General features: G+C 59.6%; 21 protein-coding genes. 8 read left to right on the forward strand and 13 right to left on the reverse strand.

Annotated elements, in window-relative coordinates:
• Positions 1-18: 18 nt before the first annotated feature.
• The 11 genes from HUU46_20495 to HUU46_20545 form a co-directional block, all read right to left on the reverse strand.
• Entirely contained in the window at positions 19-1,590 is a 1,572-nt protein-coding gene (locus HUU46_20495) for a long-chain fatty acid--CoA ligase (protein ID NUM56026.1), read from the reverse strand.
• A gap of 106 nt (positions 1,591-1,696) precedes the next feature.
• Positions 1,697-2,908 (reverse strand): ABC transporter permease, encoded by a 1,212-nt coding sequence (locus HUU46_20500; protein NUM56027.1) that lies wholly within the window; start codon positions 2,906-2,908, stop codon positions 1,697-1,699.
• Positions 2,908-4,152 (reverse strand): efflux RND transporter periplasmic adaptor subunit, encoded by a 1,245-nt coding sequence (locus tag HUU46_20505; GenBank protein ID NUM56028.1) that lies wholly within the window; start codon positions 4,150-4,152, stop codon positions 2,908-2,910. The genes HUU46_20500 and HUU46_20505 overlap by 1 nt, the downstream gene beginning before the upstream one ends.
• Positions 4,107-4,853, reverse strand: coding sequence for an ABC transporter ATP-binding protein (locus tag HUU46_20510; GenBank protein ID NUM56029.1), 747 nt, complete (start codon positions 4,851-4,853; stop codon positions 4,107-4,109). The genes HUU46_20505 and HUU46_20510 overlap by 46 nt, the downstream gene beginning before the upstream one ends.
• Positions 4,854-5,024: 171 nt before the next feature.
• Positions 5,025-5,237, reverse strand: a complete 213-nt coding sequence (locus tag HUU46_20515) for a hypothetical protein (GenBank protein NUM56030.1) — start codon at positions 5,235-5,237, stop codon at positions 5,025-5,027.
• Between the two features lie 5 nt (positions 5,238-5,242).
• Complete coding sequence (locus HUU46_20520) at positions 5,243-6,796, reverse strand: hypothetical protein (protein NUM56031.1); 1,554 nt, start codon at positions 6,794-6,796, stop codon at positions 5,243-5,245.
• 136 nt (positions 6,797-6,932) lie between these two features.
• Positions 6,933-8,129 carry a polysulfide reductase NrfD gene (gene nrfD / locus HUU46_20525; GenBank protein NUM56032.1) on the reverse strand — a complete coding sequence of 399 codons (1,197 nt, stop codon included), beginning with the start codon at positions 8,127-8,129 and terminating at the stop codon, positions 6,933-6,935.
• On the reverse strand, positions 8,129-8,950 hold the full coding sequence (locus HUU46_20530) for a 4Fe-4S dicluster domain-containing protein (protein NUM56033.1): 822 nt from the start codon (positions 8,948-8,950) through the stop codon (positions 8,129-8,131). Before HUU46_20530 ends, nrfD begins: the two co-directional genes overlap by 1 nt.
• Positions 8,919-9,446: a hypothetical protein gene (locus HUU46_20535; protein ID NUM56034.1), complete on the reverse strand. Its 528-nt coding sequence runs from the start codon at positions 9,444-9,446 to the stop codon at positions 8,919-8,921. Before HUU46_20535 ends, HUU46_20530 begins: the two co-directional genes overlap by 32 nt.
• Positions 9,447-10,215: 769 nt before the next feature.
• On the reverse strand, positions 10,216-10,386 hold the full coding sequence (locus HUU46_20540; protein ID NUM56035.1) for a hypothetical protein: 171 nt from the start codon (positions 10,384-10,386) through the stop codon (positions 10,216-10,218).
• Between the two features lie 22 nt (positions 10,387-10,408).
• Complete coding sequence (locus tag HUU46_20545; protein NUM56036.1) at positions 10,409-11,323, reverse strand: NAD-dependent epimerase/dehydratase family protein; 915 nt, start codon at positions 11,321-11,323, stop codon at positions 10,409-10,411.
• A 133-nt stretch (positions 11,324-11,456) separates the two neighbouring features.
• On the opposite strand from HUU46_20545, the gene HUU46_20550 reads away from it, so the two are divergent.
• The 8 genes from HUU46_20550 to HUU46_20585 all read left to right on the forward strand — a co-directional run bounded on the left by HUU46_20550 (position 11,457) and on the right by HUU46_20585 (position 18,323).
• Positions 11,457-11,735: a metal/formaldehyde-sensitive transcriptional repressor gene (locus HUU46_20550; protein ID NUM56037.1), complete on the forward strand. Its 279-nt coding sequence runs from the start codon at positions 11,457-11,459 to the stop codon at positions 11,733-11,735.
• Between the two features lie 20 nt (positions 11,736-11,755).
• Positions 11,756-12,808, forward strand: a complete 1,053-nt coding sequence (locus HUU46_20555; GenBank protein ID NUM56038.1) for a hypothetical protein — start codon at positions 11,756-11,758, stop codon at positions 12,806-12,808.
• 385 nt (positions 12,809-13,193) lie between these two features.
• The gene (locus HUU46_20560) at positions 13,194-14,219 is read left to right on the forward strand and encodes a Gfo/Idh/MocA family oxidoreductase (GenBank protein NUM56039.1); all 1,026 of its coding nucleotides are present in this window, start codon (positions 13,194-13,196) and stop codon (positions 14,217-14,219) included.
• A gap of 229 nt (positions 14,220-14,448) precedes the next feature.
• Positions 14,449-15,417, forward strand: coding sequence for an ABC transporter permease (locus HUU46_20565; protein ID NUM56040.1), 969 nt, complete (start codon positions 14,449-14,451; stop codon positions 15,415-15,417).
• 183 nt (positions 15,418-15,600) lie between these two features.
• Positions 15,601-15,897: a flagellar biosynthesis anti-sigma factor FlgM gene (locus HUU46_20570; protein NUM56041.1), complete on the forward strand. Its 297-nt coding sequence runs from the start codon at positions 15,601-15,603 to the stop codon at positions 15,895-15,897.
• Positions 15,898-16,055: 158 nt separating this feature from the next.
• Positions 16,056-16,514, forward strand: a complete 459-nt coding sequence (locus tag HUU46_20575) for a hypothetical protein (GenBank protein NUM56042.1) — start codon at positions 16,056-16,058, stop codon at positions 16,512-16,514.
• 13 nt (positions 16,515-16,527) lie between these two features.
• The gene (locus HUU46_20580; protein NUM56043.1) at positions 16,528-17,406 is read left to right on the forward strand and encodes a hypothetical protein; all 879 of its coding nucleotides are present in this window, start codon (positions 16,528-16,530) and stop codon (positions 17,404-17,406) included.
• Positions 17,403-18,323, forward strand: a complete 921-nt coding sequence (locus HUU46_20585) for an ABC transporter ATP-binding protein (GenBank protein NUM56044.1) — start codon at positions 17,403-17,405, stop codon at positions 18,321-18,323. Before HUU46_20580 ends, HUU46_20585 begins: the two co-directional genes overlap by 4 nt.
• A gap of 246 nt (positions 18,324-18,569) precedes the next feature.
• Here the strand turns inward: HUU46_20585 and HUU46_20590 are convergent, their stop codons facing one another.
• Together HUU46_20590 and HUU46_20595 are read right to left on the reverse strand one after the other, a co-directional pair.
• A complete protein-coding gene (locus tag HUU46_20590) occupies positions 18,570-19,502 on the reverse strand; it encodes a hypothetical protein (GenBank protein ID NUM56045.1) in 933 nt (310 codons plus the stop codon).
• 183 nt (positions 19,503-19,685) lie between these two features.
• Positions 19,686-22,511, reverse strand: a complete 2,826-nt coding sequence (locus tag HUU46_20595; GenBank protein ID NUM56046.1) for an FAD-binding protein — start codon at positions 22,509-22,511, stop codon at positions 19,686-19,688.
• Between the last annotated feature and the right edge of the window lie 13 nt (positions 22,512-22,524).

A 22,524-nucleotide genomic window follows, 5' to 3' on the forward strand; every position in this document is an offset into this window, starting at 1 on the left:
ATGCGTTGATTGTTCGTTTCAGGCGGGCGCCTGCGCCAACGCAATCTTCCGCAGTTCGGTCTTCAGAATCTTTCCCGTCGGGCCGATGGGAAGGCTGGTCACAATCTCCGCCATGCGCGGGTACTTGTATGCCGCCAACTGCTTCTTGCCGTACGCAAGGATGTCCTCGACCTGCATCGTCGAGCCATTTTCGAGAATGACGTAGACCTTCACTTCCTCGCCGTACTCTTCGTCCGGAATTCCAATCGCCGCCGCCAGCGATATTTCCGGGTGCGCCATCAATACTTCTTCTATCTCGCGCGGATACACGTTGAATCCGCCTCGGATGATCATGTCCTTGATGCGATCGACGATGTAAAAATAGCCGTCCTCGTCCTTGTATCCGACGTCGCCCGTGTGGAACCAGCCGCCGCGGAAAGCTTCCTCGTTCGCCTCGTCGCGCTTGTAATAGCCCTTCATAACCAATGGTCCGCGCACAACGATCTCGCCCGGCTGGCCTACCGGAAGCTCGCTCATGTTGTCGTCCACGACCTTCATCTCCATACCCCAAATGGGTACGCCGATCGACCCGATCTTTTGCGGCATATCGATGCGGTTGAAGCTGCAGCCCGCCGTCGTTTCGCTCAGACCGTATCCCTCGAGAATCTTGATATCGAATTTCTCCTGGAACCGCGTCATCACGTCCACCGGCATCGGCGCTCCGCCGCACACGCCCAGACGCATGTTCGACCGGATTTTCTCCATATCGTGCGTATCGGCTCCGGAGTAATTGAGCAGGTCCCAATACATCGTCGGCACGCCGGCAAACACGGTCACCCCTTCGTCGTCAAATGCCTGCCACGCGGCGCCGGGCTCGAATCGTGTGTGCAGCACAATGGTCGCGCCGCCGTAGATTACCGAATTCAGCAGCGCGTTGAGTCCGAACGAGTGGAACAACGGCAGCACCGCCAAGGTTACGTCGTCCGGCGATCCGTCGAGTAGCTTCCGGCTGGTCATACTGTACATCAGATTGTTCGAGTGCGTCAGTTCAGCGCCCTTGGGACGGCCCGTTGTGCCCGAAGTGTATATGATGATTGCGGTGTCATCGGGCCTGCACTGTACCGTATCGAATGTCGTGGGCTGCTCATGCATCAAGTCGCCCAGCGTGGGCACGCCGGGAATGGGGGAGTCCCCGCCGGGAATCGTCGGAATTATGTAAAAGTGCTCGCAGGTCCCGGCTTCCTTCCAGCCCTCGTACCCCACCTTCCCGATTGGCAACTCCTGCGTACCCTCGAAACAAATGTATACCGACGCGTCGGAATCCGAGAGATGATACGCCACCTCCCGATCGCGCAGCAGCACGTTGAGCGGCACGAATACCCCGCCCGCCTTCAGCACGCCGAAGTATACGATCGGGAAATAGGGAAGGTTTGGGCACGACAATGCCACCTTGTCGCCCTTGCGAATGCCCGCTTTCACCAACCCGTTCGCGACCTGGTTCGCCATCGCGTTGATGGTCTGGTAGTCCAACCGGAACTGCCCGTACACCACGGCCGGATGGCTCGGCCGCTCCCGCGCACTGTTCTCGAGAATTACTGCCAAATTCAGCATGGCGCACAACGCCCCTCTCGTTTGGATTAGGCTCCGCACCCTCACGCGCCGCCCAGCGCTGGCGCGATACTACCAAACCGGCGCCCAACTGTCTACGAACAGCAATTCACTCGTACCGAAGGGCCTCGACCGGGTCCACGCCCGACGCTTTGAACGCCGGGTATGCCCCGAAGAATACACCGACCGCCATCGAGAAAAAGAAGGCAAGAATGACCGCCCAGCTCGACGTGTACACGGGGAGGGGCGGGTAAATCGATCGAATAATGAAGGTGCCCAGGAACCCCAGCGCAATCCCGATCGATCCGCCTATCGAACTCAGCGTTATAGACTCGATCACAAATTGCATTCCGATGTCGTGACGCGTCGCGCCGACCGCCTTGCGCACGCCCACCTCCCGCGTACGTTCCCGAACGGACACCAGCATGATATTCATGATCCCAATGCCGCCTACCAGGAGCGAGATACCCGCAATGCCCGCCAGCATCACGCGCATCGCTACAAAAATCTGATTAAACGTAGCAAGGATTGACGTCTGATCGGTGATGGTAAAGTCCTCGACGTAGTCGTGCGCGGCTTTAAGTATGCTCCGAACGCTTTCCGTCGCGACTTTCACGTCGTCCGGGCTCTTGGCCCCGGCCACGATTTGGAACAACCGGTCTTCACCGCCGTAAAACATCAACTGTCCGCTGCGTAGCGGAATCACCACCAGGTCATCGATGTTGAGGCCCAGCATCATGCCCTTCGGCTCGAGCACGCCGACAATCGTGTGTTTCGACCGATTGATGCTCACGCTCTTGTTCAGGGGGTTGTCCGTGCCGAACAACTCTTCTTTCACCTTCACGCCGATGACGCACACCTTGTTATTCTTGTCGATGTCCTGATCGGAAATGAACCGGCCCAACTGCGCGTGAAGGTTGCGGACTTTCTCGAAGTCCTCCGTTGACGCGATAACCATCGTATTCCGGCGGCGCTCCCCATACTCGACTGCTCCCGCCCCAATCACGACCGGCGCCACAGCCCGGACACCGAGCGCCCTGCGCTCGATCTCTTTTGCGTTCTCGTACGTGAGTTTACGGAAGCTTCCGGCAATGATCGGCATCATCCCCGAAGTTTCCTGCTTGCCCGGCGTGATCAACAGCACGTTGCTGCCCATGCCCGCAAACTCGCGTTGAATGTATGCCTGCGCGCCTTCGCCGAGCGAAATGAGGAGAATCACGGACATCACGCCGATGATGACGCCCAGCATCGTAAGCAGCGACCGGACCTTGTTCTGCGCGATCGAATCGAGGGCAATACCAAGGTAATCGAAGGGGCCCATTACGTCGCCAACTTTTCGACGACCTTCACTTTCACACCCTCTTTCAGCGCCGCAAGCGACACCGACGTGATGAGCTGGTCGCCTTCCTCGAGTCCTTCCGTAATCTCGATCGTGTTCCAGTTTCCGACGCCGGTCGTCACGTCGCGGCGCACCGCACGGCCGCCTTCAACGACGTATGCGAACTCCTGCCGGATGAGCGACTCCGTGGGCGCGAAGATGACATCGTCCTTTTCGTCCACGAGGATGATCACGTCCGCCGACATGCCGGTGATGAACTTGTCCTTGTCCTGTTCGATCTTGACCTGTACGTTGAGCGTTCGGCTCAGGTCCGGGTTCAACGAAACGACCGGCGAGATGAAATCGACCGTGCCGTAAAAGTCCTGTTCACGGTACGCGTCGATGTTGATGCGCACCTTCTGGCCCACTTTGATTTGCGATGCATTCGCCTCGTCGAATGGCGCCTCGATATAAATGTCCGACGGATTGACGAGTTGCAGCAGCGGCATGCCGATCGTCACCGCCTCGCCCACTTCGCGCATCGTCTTCGCCACGACCCCGTCGAATGGCGCCTTTACAATCGCATTGTCGCGCATCGCTTCGGCTACCTCGACCGCGGCCTTCAACTGCTCGATGTTCGCCTGCGCCATGATCACTTCTTCGTCTCGCACGGCGTTCTCGCCTTCGCTCGCCAGCGCCGCCGCGAGCGCCTCCTCGGCGACCTTGAACGCCGTCTCGGCCTTGTCGAAGAGGTTACGCGCGATCGAGTTCTTGTCCATCAGCGTCTTTGCCTGTTCGTAGTCCTTCTTGGCCTGATCGTACTGCGCCCGCGCCTGCGCCACGCGCGTACTCGAGACCTTGCTGCTGATATTCTTGCCCAATGTCGCCTGCAGCAGGCGGGACTCCCCGACTTTGAGGTTCGCTTCTGCGAGCCGGACTTGCGCATCCAGTTCCGAGTGGCGCAATTCGACTAGCACGTCGCCCTTCGCCACGGTATCGCCTTCCTCGGATGGAAACGCCATGATCGTTCCCATTGCGCCTGCGGCAACCAGCGACGTTGATGTCGCTTTCACCGTACCGGACGCGATCGCCGTGATGGTCTGCTCGACGCGCCCGCGCTCCACCGGCGCGGCCGTCACCTCGATGGTCTTCTCGCGCGTCAGGAGAAATGCCGGTACGCCCAGCACGACCACGAGAACAATTAACCACCCAATGATTTTGGGTCCCAGACTCCGTTGGTTCGCCATTCGTCCTTCACCAGATTGCCGTCACGAAAACTCAGGATGCGTTCGGCGTGTTCGGCCACGTCGCGCTCGTGCGTTACCATGACGATTGTGTTGCCTTGTTTATGCAGTTCGTCGAACAGCGCGAGGATGCTCTCGCCGCTCGTCGTATCCAGGTTCCCCGTCGGTTCGTCCGCGAACAGAATGCTCGGCTTGTTCACCAGCGCGCGCGCAATCGCCACACGCTGCCGCTGACCCCCGGAGAGTTCGCTCGGCTTGTGGTACAATCTCTCGCCAAGCCCGACCGACTCCAGAGTCTCCTTCGCCCGCGCTACGCGGTCCTTCTTCGGGACGCCGTCATAGAGCAGTGGCAACTCGACATTTGCCAGCGCGGTCGTCCGAGAAAGCAAATTGAAGTTCTGAAACACGAACCCAATCTCATGGTTGCGCAACTGGGCCAACCGCGACTCGGGCAGTTTCGACACCGGCACCCCACCAAGCAGATACTCTCCCGAGGTTGGCCGCGACAGACAACCCAGTATGTCCATCAACGTCGTCTTGCCCGAACCCGAAGGGCCCATGATCGCCACAAACGTACCGCGCGCTATTCCAAATGACACGCCGCGCAGGGCCTGCACCACCGTATCGCCCATCTCGTAGTGCTTCGTAAGTTCCCGCACTTCAATGAGCTGTCCATTTTCGTTCGCTTCGGGTTGCCCGGCCATAGAGAAAAGATTCTACACCTATCTGGCGGCCAACTTCGACCCGTTCTGGCCGTCGAGGCACACCTCGCCACTTCTTTGTCCGGTTTGACTCGGAGAAATCCCCGATGGTTTTGGCGGGGAACGGTTCCGACGACCCAAGCGTCAGGCTGCCCAGCTCGTTTGAAGGAGCGCTCAATCGGCGGGGTTTACGGATGCCGGCTCTTCCGGCGCCGCAGCCCGCTGCCACCGGTTCCAAATCAGTGAACCGGCCGTGGCGGTTACCCCGAACGCGAAAACGCTAATCACCAATGGAACGCCTTGTGTCCGAAGCAGATCGTACGCGAAAACCTTCGTCGCCCCGATGAGCGCGACAACCACTGCGCTCGCGAGTAAATCGTTGCGCATCCATTTTAACGCGATGAATTGATGAGCACGGACTGCCCGCATTCAAACGCGTATCCGGCGTCGTCCAGCAAGTAAACCAGCGCGTTGTACAGCACGATTCTTCCCGAGCAAAAGGCGTAGATGAGTCCGGCAAAGAACACTGTAATTGTTATCAGGCGTGCCTGTTGCGGCAGGACTGCCGGGTGCGCCGCCTTCGGGTCGGCGTTGCGTTGCAGCCACGAGTAGTGGAATACGGTGCCAATGCTCAGCATGGTTAAGGCCGCCGCGCTGACGAAGGGCTGCGGAGAAACGACGTCAAAAACTCCGTTCCACAACGCATATACGCACCCGTATACCTGCAACAGAATCGCCGCGATCGGAACCGCCCCGCCCAAACGCCGGCGAGCACATATCGTCACAACGAGCGATGCGGCTGTCCACACGAAAATCGGGAGCAACGCGTTTGTAAACATATCCGGAACGCTGAGCGCAAGCAGGACAATGGATGCAACCATAAACCACGTTGCCGCCGTTTTGCCTTTCGCGTTACGCGGCGCGAACCACACGGAAAGTGCAGCGTAGACGATCGCTCCACCGAGGCCAGTCCAGCCGACTACGTGCGGCGCGTTCCCGCCGGCTGCGCCAATGTCACGCGCCAACAGGTATGCCGCGGACGATGCAAGTAATGGCGCTGCGCACTCGAATACGCCCATTGTCCGCCGCGCGCTCAACGCCGCGATAATGGCCTGGCCCGTGTACAACAGGACGAACACGGCGAGGCACGCCTGGTACCAGTTCGCCCGGAGCGACGGGTCCAACGGTTCTCCGCGAGAAAGTGGGACGTGTAGTTTTATGGTCCACCACATCCAGAAGAAGGCGCTTACCGCTAACATGAAGTACGCCAGCCAACGCGTTCGCGCGTCGGACGATGCGGCATACGCGGCCGCCATCGCGACGGCAAGAACCGCGCCTACGCGTACAAAATCCGAATCCGGAAAGTCGATGCCTATTGCCACTACCGAAACGCCCGGAACCGCAATGTCAAACGCGCCATACGCGCCGTATCGAAGTCCCGCGGCGAGCATCACGCACAATGTTGCAGCGATGACCGCGTACGCCGCGTCGGCAGAGAGCAATCCAAACCGGAAATGCGTCTCTACCACGATCGCAAGTATCAGTACCGCGCCGCAGGTGGTCGAAAGCGACGCGAACCGTCGCTTTGCGTGCGCGCGGTAATATCCATACACGAGTATCAGGGATGCATAGATGAGGCCCGCGACCGCCCCGATCGGCTGGTCGATGACCCGATTGTCCACCAAGGTTCGAAGGATTAAAGCAAACACCAGCAGGAAGCACACCGCCGCCGCGCCCGCAAGCACCGTCGCGCCTGTCCAATCCGCCGGCCCGCGCTGCGGAACCGCATCGTCTTCAAGCGACGAGTGAGGTTCGGCGTATTGGGTGACGAAGGATTCAGCCCCGGCAAGGCGGAGAGCAAGTTCGTCCACGCGCGCAGACAGCGCTTGTACCTCGGCCGCAAGCTGTTCGAATCGACGCTCGAAAGTTGGCAAGTCGTCGCTCATGACCGGCCCCGTCATCCGAACTGTGGTTTAAGGCGGCGGGCCGATCTTGACGCCGCCGCCGAATTCTAATCGCGGAAGTTCCTCGCGCGGCTGTATCCTGTACGAACAGCCGCGGGCCCAACGCGATTTCCGCGTTCTACGACACGTTTGCCGGCATGCCGCGTCCGCCTTCTTTTTGGTCCGCGTGCAGCGGCAAGTACCGGTTAAAGACAGCCATCACAACGAACGGTACGATAAAGACGATGATCGCGGCTGCGATTCCCTCTTGGCCAAACAGTTCGGGCACATAACTCTCCCGAAACCCGCGCAGGCTCTTCGAGAATATCTGCCCCCCAATGACTACGTTCCAGCGCATCGAAAAAACTTGCAGCAAGAGGATGATCGACGCAACGAACGCGATCGTATTCCGGAGTGGATCGGTCAGGAACGGCCGCATCAGCACGACAATTCCGAACAAAATGATCGGAATCATGGACCCGATTACGGTTTGCACTACAAGAAATGGAAATGCCAGTTTATCGCTCAACAGCGTGGCGATGATCGGCCATTCCTCACCCTGTTTGTACGCCAGCGTTACAATTTCCAATTGTTCAATCGTTACCGTAAGTATCGTAAACAGCCACAGCCACCGCGACAGCGCCTGCACGCACTCGCCGTCGATGATGCGCTGGTTCAAGCGTGAGATCACCATGTAGAGCACAATCACCATTGCGATCCCGGAAGTCACCGCCGAAAAAAGAAAGATGATGGGCATCAGCGGCGTCGACCACCAGTGGTTGGCCTTCACCGATCCGAACATGAACCCCACATAGCCGTGCAGAATGCATGCCGCCGGAATGCCAATCGCGGCAAGCGTTACGATCACCTTGCGATCGATTCGTAACGCGTCGTCCGACATGTCGTACACGCCCAAGGCAAGGACCTTGAAAATGACGCGCTTCAGCCCGCGGCTGCGCGCTGCCGTCAGAATGATGTCCTTTCGGTACACCAGCCAGATTTCGACCAAGACGAGCGTCAGATACAACGCGTAGATCAATCCGAACGCTGCCATGGCTGACGTAAAATGCGGCGTGACCATGATATTGAAACAGCGCTCCGGGTGGCCGAGGTGCAACAGTAGCGGCACGGGCGCCATCGTTAAGAATGAAAACGACGCCACCATCGACAACCGGCTTACCGGGCGCAACTCGTTCCTGCCGAAAACGTGGTACAGTGACGACACAATAAACGCGCCCGCCACCAGCCCCGTAATATACGGATACATGACGATCATCAGGCTCCACATAATGTGGAGATCGTTGGGAAACGAGTAGCCCAAAGATTCAGGCGCCATTAGCGAATCTCCTTGCTATATCCCAAATAGTGGCAGTTCGGTTCGGTCAAAAGTTCCGGCTTCAGTTCGGCGACCGGCTGCGTAGCGATAATGTTGCTGACTTCATCGTTCGGATCCATTGCGTCGCCGAGCATGCGCGCATTGACCGGGCACGCGTCAACGCAGGCCGTCCTCATGCCCTTCGTGATCCGGTGATAACACAGCGTGCACTTCGACGCGACGTGCTTCGTCGGATGAATAAAGCGCGACCCGTAGGGACAAGCCTGCACGCAGTAGCCGCATCCGATGCAGCGTTCCTCGTCGACCAGAATGACGCCGTCCGGACTCCGGTATGAAGCGCCCACCGGACACAACTGGACGCAGGGCGTGTGCGTGCAGTGATTGCACAACTTCGGGACGAAAAACGCCTTGGTTACGTCTCCGCCCGTTACCGACTCGGAGAATCCGTCCCTGCCGCCGTTTGGCGAATCAATCGATACGTCGCCGGTCCGCGTCACTTCATAACGCTCGATCCACGTGCGGAAAAAGTGCTCCGGCACCTCGTTCTCCACCTCGCAGGCGCGCACGCATTCGCCGCAACCGATGCACTTGTTCACGTCCACGAGAAACACGTACCGGTGCTTCGTCGGGTCGTACACGCCGGCAGGCGCCGCAGCAGGCGCCGAAGCCGCCGTGCCTTCCGCGAATACCTGACATAAACTCGCACCGCCCGCGACTGTCGCCATCGCTCCTGTCACCGCGAACGCAGTATTCTCCAAAAACGCGCGCCGCGACGTGGGATTCGCGAGACTACTGGGTTGTAATGGGTTGGGGCGCTTCATCGGTTGTTTCCTCTAAGCCTGGGCTGTGTGCGTCGTGGCACGTGTAACAAACATCTTCCGGGATCTGCTCGCCTGCTTCCGCTACACCCAACGTTACCAAGTGCTCGCTGAACACGATTTGATGTTGCGTCTCGGGACGCGCCCGAAGTTGCGCGTGGCAAAGGGCGCACTGCGCGCCGGTCATCGTCGTTGGCATGTCGGCGGTTTTCTCTTCGCCTCGCGCGTGTTTGGATTCCGGCCCGTGGCACGTTTCGCACGCCAAGCCAGCGTGCTTTCCGGCAAGAAAAGTCTGCGCAACGTCCGCGTGGCAGGAATTGCACGACGTCCGCGTTCCGTGGACCACCGGCTTCGACATGTGTTCCGTGAGACTGTCCGCCCGGTAAAACCCCGTCGCGCCGAATGTCGGAGGAATCAAGAAGTGTCTTCCAACGACACCCGCGACACCCGCGACGATGAGCAAAACTGCGACGCGCCAAAGATGTTTGGTGTGAGTCAAGTTGGGTTCCTCCCTTTCGTGCAGGATTCCGCCGCGTCAACATCTGACGACGGCAGCCGTTCGGGGGAGAAAATGAAACGTAATAAGCCGGCTGGCTGCTGCTCGGTTGCATTCGGTTCGAGTACAGGGAGCTCTTCGGGCGAGAGCAGCCATCGCCAGAATCCCTTCCGCGTCCCGGCACTAGGGTCGCCCGGCGCGGACTCCAGTGTCTCTCCCGCCAGTAGCCATTTGATAAAGGCCAGTGGCGCCCCCAACTTGCTCACGGCTTGCCCCCTCGCCAGAGCGAATCCTGACTTCCGAAGCCCCCTTCGAAGTGAGGATTCCCCTCTTAGCTTCTGGCGTACACGTGCAACGCGCTCAATATCGTGAATACTATCACGATTAAAATAATTCCGCAATAGGTATCTTTAATCGCCTGGCAAACCTTGCGTTGGCGTACGTAAATGGTTCAAATAAAACAGCTTGAGCGGCTCCTCGAATCAAGTCGCCATGAAGCAGGAGCGGGAGGGAGGGGGCAGACGCGAACCATGCACGTCCGGTGGCCATGCCACATCAGGTCGAAAGATGCGATTCGCCCCGACTTGCGAGGCAATGCTACGGCGTATCGAATCGGTGTTGCTGTTGTCGAAGTTGGATGCGCGGTGCGCCTCGACGCCTCACCTGCCTCTGGCGCTCTGCGGGCGCCCCCGAAGCGATCAGAACCGGGGGGGCGGGTTGAGGAGTTCACATGCGCGTCCGGGGCACGAGTACCGGTTCGGGCTTGACCGGGTTACTCCGCGTCGGTTGGTGTGACCGAATCATCGCCCGGCCCGGCTGCGTCATCCGACGGGCCAGGCAGGAGCCCTTTGCGTTCGAGTTTGCGCTTCTTCTTTTCTTCTTTTTTGCGCATTTTCTCGAGGTCCTTTTGCCGTTTCTCGCGCTGATAATTTGTCCGTCGCAACGGTTACTCCTATTGTTGGTGTCTACCCACGCATATGGTCGATGGTGTTTTGCAGTCCCTCCAACAGGCCCACCGTCGGCTCCCAGCCCAACTCGGCCTTAGCGCGACCATTGTCGCAGATTATCTTCTCGACTTCGCCCGCACGAAGCGGTTTGCGCAACGGCGCTTGATGGAACCCAATCACCTTATCGAGGGCATCGAAGATTTCGTTGACGGTCGTGCCTCTGCCATTGGAAATATTCACCGTGACGTTGCGGCCACGGTCGAGCGCAAGCACGTTTGCGCGCGCAACGTCCCCGACGTACACGTAGTCACGCACCGGCTCGCCAAACCCATATAACGTCGGCTGCTTGCCCTTCAACATCAACTCTGTCAATACCGCGCATACGCCGCACTCGCCGTGTGGCACCTGCCGCGGCCCAAACACGTTCGAGTACCGCAGGATCACGTACGTCAGCGGATGGTTCCGCGAGTACGTCTTGATGTACTCCTCTGTCGCCAGCTTGCTTGTACCGTACGGGCTCATGGGTTCCGGCTTCGTGTTCTCGTCCGCGGGCAACTTCTCGGGCGAACCATAAATGGCGCCGCCCGTGGACGAAAAGACGAACCGCTTTACGCCCGCCCGGACCGAAGCCTCGAGCAAATTAATCGTCCCGATTATGTTCGTCATCGCGTCGAACGCCGGGTCCTTTACGCTCTCGGTGACGTTGATCTGCGCCGCAAGGTGGCATACCGCATCCGGCTTCTCTTTCTGAAAAACTTCGGCGATGCCGCTATCGCCGATGCTCAGCTCGTGGAACGACGCCTTTGGATTCACATAATCGCGCACACCCGTGCTCAGATTGTCCACAACCGCTACCGAGTGCCCTGCGTCAATCAACTGGTCTACGACATGGGAGCCGATGAAACCGGCCCCGCCGGTCACAAGAATATGCATTCCGAACTTCCTTGCTTTCGTGGACGCAGATGATAACGGAAACAGGCAAAGGGAAGCGAAGGCGGGCATCTTGACGACGGCCGCGCGCCGCCTTATACTATACCCCAGTCCGGTATCTGGGAAAGGAGTTGGCGTGTCCCACACCATCGATTCCAAAGCGAAATTGCTCGTCCGCGTCCGGCGCATCAAAGGGCAGGTCGAAGCGATCGAGAAGGCCCTCGCCCAGGAAAAGGATTGTTACACGGTCCTTCAGACGATTGCTGCGTGTCGAGGCGCAATCAACGGGCTGATGTACGAAATCGTTGACGGACACGTCCGGCATCACGTGCATATTCCCGACAAGAAGCTGACGGCGGAGCAGTCTCGCGCGACACAGCAACTACTGGATGTCATTAAATCGTACCTGAAGTAGGCCCCATCGGAGATCGTCCCATGCAAGATACGCTTACGCTTGTCTATTTTCCGACCGCTATCGTGCTTGGAGCGCTTCACGCGCTCGAGCCGGGGCACGCGAAAACGCTTACGGCCGCCTACCTGATCGGCATCAAGGGCACCAAGCGGGACGCGCTTCTGCTGGGCCTCTCCGTGGCGGCCACGCACAGCGTCGTCGTCATTGCGCTTGCAGCGGGCGCCCTGTACCTCGGGCGGGAGGCGTTCGCCGACAGCGCCATGTACTGGCTCCAGATTTCAAGCGGCGTCATCGTCGTTGGCTTGGGTGCGTGGCTGTTGTGGCGGCGATGGCCTCGGCATGCCCCCCATGAGCACGGCCACCATCACCATCACGCGCCGGACCCGGTGCACGTACACGGGAAGCTCGTCCACGGGACACTCGAAATTATCGACACTCCGGAGGGCGAACGGATGCGGCTTACACTGGACGAATCTTACCCGGATGTTTCGTATCGGGTTGAAATTCAGCGCGATGGAAACCGAATCGAAGTGCTCCCACTTTGTACTCCGGATGGCAATTCCGTTCTTCTGAGCGATGCCGCGCCGGAAGAACCCCATGAGTTTTCCGCAGCATTAATCGCCACGCGCGGCGACGATCGCGAAACGGTTTCGTTCGGCATGCAAGAGCCTATTCACGATCACGACCACAGCCATATGACAGACGACGAGCACGCGCGCGCCCACGCCGCGACATTGCCCGACTACGCGAAGCGGGGCGACAGACCGACAGTCGTCCAATTGCTCTCGTTTGGCGCCGCGGGCGGCATGATTCCGTGCCCCGCATCGGTTACCGTGATGTTGCTCGCGCTGAGCGTTGGCAAGGCCGGGATGGGGATGCTGACGGTATTGGGTTTCAGCTTCGGACTCGCGGTGACGCTCGTCGGCGTCGGCCTGACGGTTGTGCTCGGCATTAGAGCGGTCGGGCGCACGCATCGCTTCGAGTGGGTCTCGCAGTCCGCCCCCGCGCTGAGCGCCGCGGTAGTCATGGTGTCCGGTTTGGCTGCGCTAGTCTTCGCACAATTCCACGGACAGTGAACACAAGTTTGCTCCATAGCCCACCGTACGCGACGCAGTGCCGGAAGCAGCGTACCGCGGTGTTTCGTCGCAACCTCGCTAACCCGGATTCTTCACGCGAACAGCAAAGCCGTGTACTATCCGTTGCGTCACATGAAGTTCCATAGGTTCACGTCTTTACAGGGTGTTCGCGTGAAGAATCCTCCCGCCATGCGCTCGAGGGTTTACTCGTGAGCATTTCTCACCGCACCGAAGGATTTTACATCCACTGCGACGTCGTGGGGCGGTGAGAAATGCGGGCTGACACCGAATAACGCTGCGATCGCCCCCGAATTTGACGCGCGCACCGTTTGTGACTAGGCTCTTGCCGGGGCATTTCCACTGACTACTTGCAAGGGGTGTTCACATGGCGCAGATGGGTGTAGGAATAGTCGGCACGGGTTGGGTTTCGGGCGAGCACATCCGTGCGTTCGAGGTAAACCCTCATACGAAGGTCCTCGCATTGTGCGGCCGCACGGCGGATTCCGCGAAAGCCAAAGCAGCGGAATGCGGCATTCAATGCGACGTCTTCACCGATTACGAAAAGATGCTCGCGCATCCCGGCATTAACATCGTCTCCATCGCGACGCCGCCCAACCTGCACAAACAGCAGGCGGTCGCTGCCGCGCAAGCCGGCAAACACATCATGCTCGAAAAGGCCATGGCTACAACGATTGAAGATACGAAAGCGATTCGCGACGCCGTCGCCAAAGCGGGCGTGAAATCCGTCGTCAATTTCGTGCTCCGCTGGAACCCGCTCTTCGAGATAATCAAGTCCCAACTCGCGGACGACGCCATCGGCGACATCATCATGGGTGAAGTCGACTACTTCCACGGCATTGGCCCCTGGTACAAGCAATTCGGTTGGAACGTCAAAAAGGACGTGGGCGTCAGTTCCCTGCTTTCCGCCGGTTGCCATGCGCTCGACGGGCTGCGCTGGTTTATGGGCGGCGAAATCGCCGAGGTGTTCCAATACGCCGCCTATGGCAAGGGTGAGCCGTTTAAGGGCTACGAATACGCTCCGACAACCTGCACCATGCTGAAGTTCAACGACGGCCGCATCGGCAAGGTCGCGTCGTGCATCGAATGCATCCAGCCCTACGTGTTCAACATCAACCTTGTTGGCGCGCACGGCACCATCAAGAACAACAACATCTATTCGAAAAAGAAATTCGCCGGCCAGACATCGTGGACAACCGTGCCTACGATTCTCCCCGACAGTGGCGACGTCACGCACCATCCATTCGTGTACGAAGCCGCCCACCTCGTTGATTGCATCCTCGCGAACAAGGAATCGCACTGCAACGTCGCCGACGCGTACAAGACGCATGAGGCCTGCTTCGCCGCCGACCTTTCCGGCAAGGAAGGCAGGCCCGTGACGTTGCCGCTGTAGGCACGCATGCGGGCCTGCATGGTACTCATCTGGAAATTTTGGATTTTGGATTCTGGATTTTGGGTTCAGCGCGCCGCGATTTGTGCTGAATTGAAAGCGGGGCGTTGCATTGCGCGATATTTCGCAAAGAGACTATCGAATCCCATGCGCACTACATCCCAATCCAAAATCCGAAATCCGAAATCCAGAATTCACTCGCACGCGGCCATTGGCCGCATCCGCGCCTAACATGCCCCGTTTCATCTCCAAGAACCTGCTCATCATCGTGATGGGCGCGGTGTGCGTCGTATCGGCTTTTATTCTGCCGTATTTTCCCGCCACGCAGGACACCGCGAAGTTCTTCATGCCGGACAACCTGCAAAATGTCGCCCGACGGATCAGCGCGATAACGGTTGTGTCCGTTGGCGAGGTCCTCGTAATACTCACGGGTGGCATCGACCTCTCCGTTGGCAGCATCGCCGCCCTCGCGCAAGTGGTGTCCGGCCACGCCATCAAAACGTGGGGCTGGCCCGTCTTTCCCGGCATGGTTCTCGGCGTCCTCACCGCGCTCGCCTGCGGCGTCGTCAATGGCCTGCTCGTAACGAAGGGCCGCATCCCGCCGTTCATCGTGACGCTCGGAATGATGCTCGCGGCGCGCGGCGCGGCGCTCGGCATATCGAAAGGCTTCCGCTACTCCGGGTTTCCGGACTCATTCAAATGGCTCGGCGGCGGGCCACAGTGGTCGATCCCCTTTCTCGTCATGATGGGGACCGTTGCAGTCTTCGCCCTCATCCTCACCTACACCCGGTTCGGGAGGGAGGTTTATGCCACCGGCGGCAACCTATCCGGCGCGCGCCTCTCGGGTATCAACGTTGATCGGGTGCGCCTCGGCGCGTATGCCCTCTGCGGCACGCTCGCGGGGTTCGGCGGTCTGATGCTCGCCAGCCGCTCCGGCGTATGCGACCCGACTTCCGCCGAAGGCTGGGAACTCGACGCTATTGCCGCGTGTGTCGTCGGTGGGGCAAGCCTGATAGGAGGAGAGGGCGGCGCCATCGGCGCCCTGCTCGGCGCGCTGATCATCGGTGTGCTTGTGAACATCTGCCAGCTCAACGGCATGAAGAACGAATGGCAGCGCGGCTTCATCGGCGTCCTTATCATTGTGCTTGTTTTCGTTGACAATGTTCGAAAACGCCGCGCGGGTAAGTTGAAGGACGGGTAATCACGACACCGATTAGGCTATGTCCCAACCTGTAACCCGCTGAAATTAAATAGTTTGTATTGACTTGATCCACGTGTCCGAGTACTATCCGTGGGAGCGTTAAAGTTTTCCGGCTTTCTGCCGATATACGGTACGGAGGACTCGCCAAGAGGGACGGGCCCACCCCTACTAAGGAGATTGGAAATGGTTGGCGTACATGGAGTTGGCGGCGTTCCAGAGCCGGCACCAGAACGCCCCGTAAACGTCCGGGACAAACGGCGTGACGAGGCGGTGGCCTCGTCATCTGCCGAGACCGACGACGTCCTCATCAGTTCCGAAGCGCAGGCCGCCGCAAAGCTGACGGCACTCGTCGCGCTGGCGAAGCAGTCCGACGTCCGCCAAGATCGCGTCGATCAGGCCAAGCAGGCTCTCGAGCAGGGTACGTACAAGCACCCGGATGTCGTCTCCGAACTTGCCCAGCGCATCAGCAAGTTCCTATAACCCGCGCAAACTGTCCCCCGTGCCGGCCACATCATCCTGCCCCAGGTGCTGATCTGCTGTTGTGCGCCTCGATCCAGACCTGTATGTATGTGCTCATCGCGATCCGCGTTCGTCCATGCACTTGGAATTCTCCGTCTCCCTGCGGTAGCGTCTAGCTCATGGCGCGGGTACAACTTCACATCGACGATCCGGCGAACCGTCTGACCCTGCGCACGATGCTTCAGAGCGCGGGGCATGACGCCGTCGACGCAAACGCCGACGTGCTCATTACCGATACGATTGACACCGCGCCCGGAATCGCCGGCGCCATTCCCGTACTGGTCCTGGCCAGCGCGACACAAATCCGCGACGCCGTCGCGGCGATGCAGCGCGGCGTGTATGGCTACATATTCCTGCCGTTCCAACCCGGCGAAGTCGACGTGATGGTGCGCCGCGCACTCGGCTCCACGGCAACGCCGCGCGAAGTCGACTCGCGCCCGCTCAACGAGGTCGAGGCGGACCACATCGTCGACGTTCTCCGCCAGTGCAAGGGCAATCGCGCGAAGGCCGCGCGCCTGCTTGGCGTTGGACGAAACACGCTGTGGCGCAAACTCAAAGAAATCGAATCGCGCCGGTGAGCCGGTAACGCGCATGCCCATTTACGATCAATCCTACAAGGCCTGGAAATCGCAGTACCGCGTGCGCGGGCGCTGGCTCGCTGTGGCTGCGCAGGAGTTGCGTGTCGCCCGAACGTCGCCGATTTATCGGCGGCTCTTCCTGCTGGCGCTGTTCCCCTTCTTGATCAGCTTGTTTATCCTCGTCGTCACCGATCTCATGACGACCAATCCCAGCGCGCTCCTGCGCGAAGTCGTGCGGCGCGTGCAATATACGAACATCGACGCGCGCTTCTTCAAAATCTACCTCATGATGACCGTGCCCTTCGTGTACGTCTTTTGCCTGCTTGTCGGGGGCGGTTCCATCTGCAACGACTACCGGAACAACCTCCTCGAAGTGTACTTCGCCAAACCGCTGACCCGCCTTGAATACTTCTTCGGCAAGCTCGCCGCGGTCTGCTACGTCCCGCTCGGACTTACAATCGGCGGCTCGCTCGTACTGTTCACGCTGCACCTCATCATGGCCCCCATCTCCGCGCGCGAGTTCCTCGCCGCGAACCTCTGGGTCGCGGGCATGTGCATTGCCTTCTCATTCTCCATAGTTATTCCGTCAGCGCTTCTGGTCATGGCGAGTTCCGCCCTCAGCCGCAGCACCGGCTGGGCCTCGGTAATCGTCTGCGCCCTCCTCTTCCTCAACAGCGCCGGCGCAAATATAGTCGCGATGATCCTGCGTAAGCGCAATTACACCTGCTTCGGATACGCGCGCAGCGTACTCCACATGTCCGATCTCATGTTCGGCGGGTTCACGCGCATCACGGTCCCGTGGCAGACCATCGCAATCGGCTTTGCGGCAGTCTCGCTGGTTTGCTTCGTCATCATCATGCGCCGCATCCGCTCCGTGGACCTCGCGTCATGAGCGCTATTGCGTTCGACAACGTCTCGAAGTGGTACGGCGAAGTCGTCGCGCTGAACAAGGTCAATTTCACCATCGGCGCGGGCATCACGGGCCTGCTTGGCCCGAACGGCGCGGGCAAATCGACCGTCATGAACATCTGCACCGGACAGGCCCGCCCGAGTCAGGGCGACGCCCGCGTGCTTGGCGAATCCGCTTGGTGCAATTACCCGTTGCTCCGGCGCATTGGGCTCTGTCCCGAACGCGAGAATTACTACGACGACATGACGGGGTTCGAGTTCGTCTATTGGCTCACGCGCTGCACCGGAATGAGCGCCGCCGCCGCGCGCAAGGCGGCGCTCGAGAGCCTCGATCGGGTCGGAATGACCGCACGCATGAACGATCCGATTGCGCGATATAGCCGCGGCATGCGCCAGCGCGTAAAGCTCGCGCAAAGTTTCGCACATGGACCTGACGTACTGTTCCTCGATGAACCCATGACCGGCCTCGACCCCGTCGGTCGCTCCGCGATTTTCGAGTTGATACGGTCGCTCGGCAAAGAGGGGAAGACCGTTATCGTATCGAGCCATGTGCTTTACGAGATTGAAAACGTCACGCGGACCATCGTTTTAATCAACAAGGGACGCGTACTTGCGCATGGCGATGTTCACGAAGTCCGCGCGCTCATCGACGCGCATCCCCATTCCGTTACCGTTCGCTGCGGCCAACCCCGCAAACTCGCGTCCGCGCTTGTAGGTCATGCGCATGTTGTAAACGTGGAATTCGAAGAGGACGGAGCCGGCGTAACCGTATACACCCGCGACGCAAACACATTCTACGACGAGGTCAACACCCTCCTCACCGACCCCGCCTTCGCCGTCGAAAGCATGCACTCCCCCGACGACAACCTCCAGGCGGTCTTCGAATACCTTGTTCGCTAATGGGTAGCTGCGGCAAGTACACCAATTGCGCGGCCGCAGCAATCGATCTCGTACTCGTCCACGTTCACCGCGGCGAATCGTAATCGAGTTCCTGGCTTCGAAACTGAGTAATGCCCGCGCCTGTAGGTTCGTGAGTTCTTGAATCGCTCCAAATGCCGCCACGGGTGCCTATCACCGCGCTCCAGCGGACGAAGCGTGCAACGAAACGTACCAATCCGAGCGGTGGCGATACCCGTGTTTCGGCCCCTACCGTACAGTCGTCTTCCACCGCTGCGTAATGAACCCCTCTGGTTCGCCATGCACCGGATTCCGTGACGTACACTCGATCAGATGCTCGCCCGCTTCCTTGAACGTATGCGTCAGGATTTCGTCTTTCCCCGCGCCGTGCCCGTCAATTCGCCACTCATGCGAACGATACCCGCCGGTCGCGCGCAACGAAAACGATTTTCCCTTGCGGACCTGCCACAACATCTCGGGATACTCCACCACCTGCAAAACGCCGCTCCACCGCACGACTGTCGCGCCGGCCTCGCGCGCCTCCAATTCGATATACCGGTTCCCCGTCTTGTCCAGCACGTACTTCAGGACGTTTTCGTCGATCCCCTGCAACACTACCTTGCCGTCAACCTTCCACGTATAGTCTCGCCCCGGAGATGCCGGTATTCGCAAGGTGAAGGTGCTTCCCACGTATTGCCGCTTCGGAAGCAGTACTGTTAGCGTCTCGCGCTTGCCTTCTTGCGACAGACCCAGCTTTGCCTTCATCTCGTCGACGGTAACCCCCTCTTGCTTCGCGCGGTCCTCAAGCGTGCCCGGAATCTGATCAAGCGGCATCTCGACTGCCACGAGCACGTCGCCCGCCTTTGTCGAAATCACGAGCGTAAACGTGCCCACCTGCGCCGTCTCCGGGTTCGGCGCAAGCGTAATCGTCGCCGGCCCAGTCTTGCTGCGCTCGATCTTGAACTGGTGACTGTAGTCGCTCTTGCCGATCACGACCCGTGCACCGGTCAACGACCTTGACGGCAGCGGCTTGTCGCCTATCATGACACGAATGGTCGCCGAATCCTCCATCTTCGAAAAATGAACTTGGTCCGGCTCGGCCATGACGGCCGCCTCTTCCGCCGAAAATGTCGGCGCCGAGATACACAAAAGTGCGACAGCGGCTAAATACGTGCGAAGCATGGCCCATGTTTCCTTGTTTTTGGCGTCCCAGCCAAATCTCTGTCCGTCATTGTGCCGATCGATCCGACACCCCACAGGGACTGTCACCGATTGCGCAATAGCTCTTGTCTATTGTACGGAACGATCAGGCAACGGGTGGCTGTTCCCAACCGCATCAGTACCGTGGCGACGCGACATTCGTTACTACTTCCTATCCAGCGCCCCGGCCAAGAGTTCCGCCATATGCACCGGTTTCGCGTCGGTCAAATGGTCGATTTGGTGCCGGCAACTCGTGCCCGAAGCGACAATCTCCGTACCCGCGGTCAGGTTATTGATTTGTTCCACCATTGGTTTCGCCACCTGCAACGACAATTCGTATTTCGACTTCATCTGACCGAACGCGCCGGCCATTCCGCAGCAACCGGTATTTAACATCGTTACCGTCGCGTTCGGCAGTCTCTCGCACAGCTTCGGCATCACCCCGGTATCCGTCAGGGCCTTCGCGTGGCAGTGCGCATGAATCGCGACCCAATGATACCCGGAAGAGAATGTAAGCGCGTGCGGCTCCTTCTCGAGCAGATCGAAAACAAACTGCTCAAACAAGTGGCATCGCTTCCCAACGTCGCGCGCGCCTGCAATTCCCAGCTCAACATAGTCCTCCGCGAACATCGAATAGCACGATGGTTCAAGGAAGACGACCGGTTCCGTGCGGCCCTTCAGCAAGGCGATGTTTCGCTCCCCGTTCGCCCGCGCCGTATCCAGACACCCCACGCTGAATGCTGGCCGTCCGCAACACGCGCGGCCACCGAGCAGTTCGACGTCAAAGCCCGCCGCCTCCAGCACGGTGACCGCGGCGATCCCAATTTGGGGCTCGTGATATCGAACGAAGGTATCGTCCCACAAAATCACACGCCCGTGCGTCGCCTTGCCTCCGCGCGAACGGTTCGCGAACCAACGGTCAAATCGAAACGCGGCGTAGGGTGGGAGGGGACGTTTGGCCGTAAATCCGAATACGCCCTCCGCGAAGGTCCTCACGAGTCGAGTTCGCATCGCCGCATTACTTAGTTTCGGCAGTAGCGTCCCCAATCTTCCAAGCAGATCGACGTTGCTAATCATGCGATCGCGCAGAGGGACCCCGTCGCGCCGCTGCCGCGCGTGCAGCAACTCGGCCTTCAACAGAGCCATGTTCACGTTCGACGGGCATTCGGTCGTACATGCCTTGCACGACAGGCAACTGCCCAGCGCCAGCGACAATGACTCCGACGCGAACTGGTCTTCCTTCAGCCGTTGATCAAGCACTGCGCGAATCGTATTCGCGCGCCCACGCGTGGACATGATCTCCTCGCCCGTCGCGACGTACGTCGGGCACATCGTGGGCGCTGCTTTCCGGCAGCCGCCGCACCCATTGCATTGTTCGAGATTGGCGACAAACGATTCGTCTTTCGCCGCGAATTTGAGCACCGGCGTGAATGGCACGGGAATCCTGCGGTCTGCGCCCTGCCGTAGGTTCGTTTCGATGCGGTAGTCCTGCGGCCCCGGCACAATCTTTCCCGGATTAAATACGTTCTTCGGATCGAAGAGCGCCTTGATCGTGCGCGTGAGTTCCATGACCTCCGCGCCCATGTGCTCCGGCATGTACTCGGTGTGGCCGATGCCAACGCCGTGCTCCGCGGAAATCGACCCCTTCACCTGTCGCACAAGCGCGGACACCTCGTCCGACACCTGCCGGTACCGTGCCACGTCCTCCGCCTTGTGCAAATCCAAGACCGGACGAACATGCAGCAGCCCCGACGCGGCATGCCCGTAAAACGACCCATCCAGTCCCAGCTTCTCAAAAATCGCGAGCAGTCCGTTCACGTATTCCGGCAATCGCTGCGGCGGTACCGCCACGTCTTCAATACCCGGCACCGGCTTCGCCGATCCTTTGCACCCGGTTAACAGCGACAATCCTGCTTTGCGCAATGCCCATATCATCTCCATTTCGCGCGCTGACGTCACGACAATCTTGCGAATGCCAATGTCGCGCTTCTCCAGCAGGGCAATGCGTTCGTCCACGTCATCATAGAATTCGACAATCAGGATGGCCTTGCACGGTGCGTCGTCCAGCCCCAGCAATTCACGCGTCGCCCTGAACGCGAGTTGCCCGCGCGTGGACTCCCACAACACGTCGTCGATGAGTTCGATCGCCGCCGGCTTCAGGTCCAGAATCTCCAACGTCGCGTGTGCCGCTTCGGGAATCGTGTCCACGCAAATCAGACACAACCCCTTCTCCTTCGGCAATGGGTTCAGCGACAGTTCGGCGGATGCGATCATCGCAAGCGTACCCTCGCTTCCCGCGAGCACCTTGGTCAGATCGGATTCGCTCCGCAGATACAGATCGAGCCCATACCCGGGCCACCGCTTGTTGAGCGTGTCGGGAAACCGTTCGCGCACCGCGTCAGCCTTGCGCGCAATCGCCTCGTTCACTCCGCGATGCAACTCGTGCAGTGTCTCGTATCCCGGTCCAATCGTTTCGACGCGGCCGTCGGCCAGCACCAGTTCGAGCGCGCACACGTGCCTCGCCGTTGTTCCATACACCGGCACGTGCGCGCCGCTGCTGTTATTGGCGATCATCCCGCCCAGCGTCGCGCGCGCGCTCGTCGCGACGTCCGGGCCAAAGCACAACTCATGCGGCTTCAAAAACGCGTTGAGCTGATCCAACACAACGCCCGCGCCTACACGCACCGTTCTGCGCTCGACGTCCAGGTCTTCGATATTCCGGTTGTAGCGTGAAAAATCGACCACGACGCCATTGCCGATGGCGCCGCCGGACAAGCCCGTTCCTGCGCCGCGCGGAATCACCGGCAGCCCAGCGTCGCCCGCTGCACGCACCACGCGCGAAGCCTCGTCCGCGCTCTTCGGAAACGACACGGCATCGGGCACGATTTCGTACAACGACGCATCCGTCGCATAAAGCTGCCGGGTCAAATCGTCGAAGCGCACCTCGCACGCCGCGGCCTTGGAGAATCGTTCGATGGAAGTTTGCGTCATACCGCCGTCAATC

Source organism: Candidatus Hydrogenedentota bacterium (genome assembly GCA_013359265.1).
Lineage (GTDB): Bacteria > Hydrogenedentota > Hydrogenedentia > Hydrogenedentales > SLHB01 > JABWCD01.

Bases quoted from the DNA above. Each gene is read 5' to 3' on its own strand.
- HUU46_20495 (NUM56026.1), bottom strand. From the start codon at position 1,590: ATGCTGAATTTGGCAGTAATTCTCGAGAACAGTGCGCGGGAGCGGCCG.
- HUU46_20500 (NUM56027.1), bottom strand. From the start codon at position 2,908: ATGGGCCCCTTCGATTACCTTGGTATTGCCCTCGATTCGATCGCGCAG.
- HUU46_20505 (NUM56028.1), bottom strand. From the start codon at position 4,152: ATGGCGAACCAACGGAGTCTGGGACCCAAAATCATTGGGTGGTTAATT.
- HUU46_20510 (NUM56029.1), bottom strand. From the start codon at position 4,853: ATGGCCGGGCAACCCGAAGCGAACGAAAATGGACAGCTCATTGAAGTG.
- HUU46_20515 (NUM56030.1), bottom strand. From the start codon at position 5,237: ATGCGCAACGATTTACTCGCGAGCGCAGTGGTTGTCGCGCTCATCGGG.
- HUU46_20520 (NUM56031.1), bottom strand. From the start codon at position 6,796: ATGAGCGACGACTTGCCAACTTTCGAGCGTCGATTCGAACAGCTTGCG.
- nrfD (NUM56032.1), bottom strand. From the start codon at position 8,129: ATGGCGCCTGAATCTTTGGGCTACTCGTTTCCCAACGATCTCCACATT.
- HUU46_20530 (NUM56033.1), bottom strand. From the start codon at position 8,950: ATGAAGCGCCCCAACCCATTACAACCCAGTAGTCTCGCGAATCCCACG.
- HUU46_20545 (NUM56036.1), bottom strand. From the start codon at position 11,323: ATGCATATTCTTGTGACCGGCGGGGCCGGTTTCATCGGCTCCCATGTC.
- HUU46_20555 (NUM56038.1), top strand. From the start codon at position 11,756: ATGCAAGATACGCTTACGCTTGTCTATTTTCCGACCGCTATCGTGCTT.
- HUU46_20560 (NUM56039.1), top strand. From the start codon at position 13,194: ATGGCGCAGATGGGTGTAGGAATAGTCGGCACGGGTTGGGTTTCGGGC.
- HUU46_20565 (NUM56040.1), top strand. From the start codon at position 14,449: ATGCCCCGTTTCATCTCCAAGAACCTGCTCATCATCGTGATGGGCGCG.
- HUU46_20570 (NUM56041.1), top strand. From the start codon at position 15,601: ATGGTTGGCGTACATGGAGTTGGCGGCGTTCCAGAGCCGGCACCAGAA.
- HUU46_20575 (NUM56042.1), top strand. From the start codon at position 16,056: ATGGCGCGGGTACAACTTCACATCGACGATCCGGCGAACCGTCTGACC.
- HUU46_20580 (NUM56043.1), top strand. From the start codon at position 16,528: ATGCCCATTTACGATCAATCCTACAAGGCCTGGAAATCGCAGTACCGC.
- HUU46_20585 (NUM56044.1), top strand. From the start codon at position 17,403: ATGAGCGCTATTGCGTTCGACAACGTCTCGAAGTGGTACGGCGAAGTC.
- HUU46_20590 (NUM56045.1), bottom strand. From the start codon at position 19,502: ATGCTTCGCACGTATTTAGCCGCTGTCGCACTTTTGTGTATCTCGGCG.
- HUU46_20595 (NUM56046.1), bottom strand. From the start codon at position 22,511: ATGACGCAAACTTCCATCGAACGATTCTCCAAGGCCGCGGCGTGCGAG.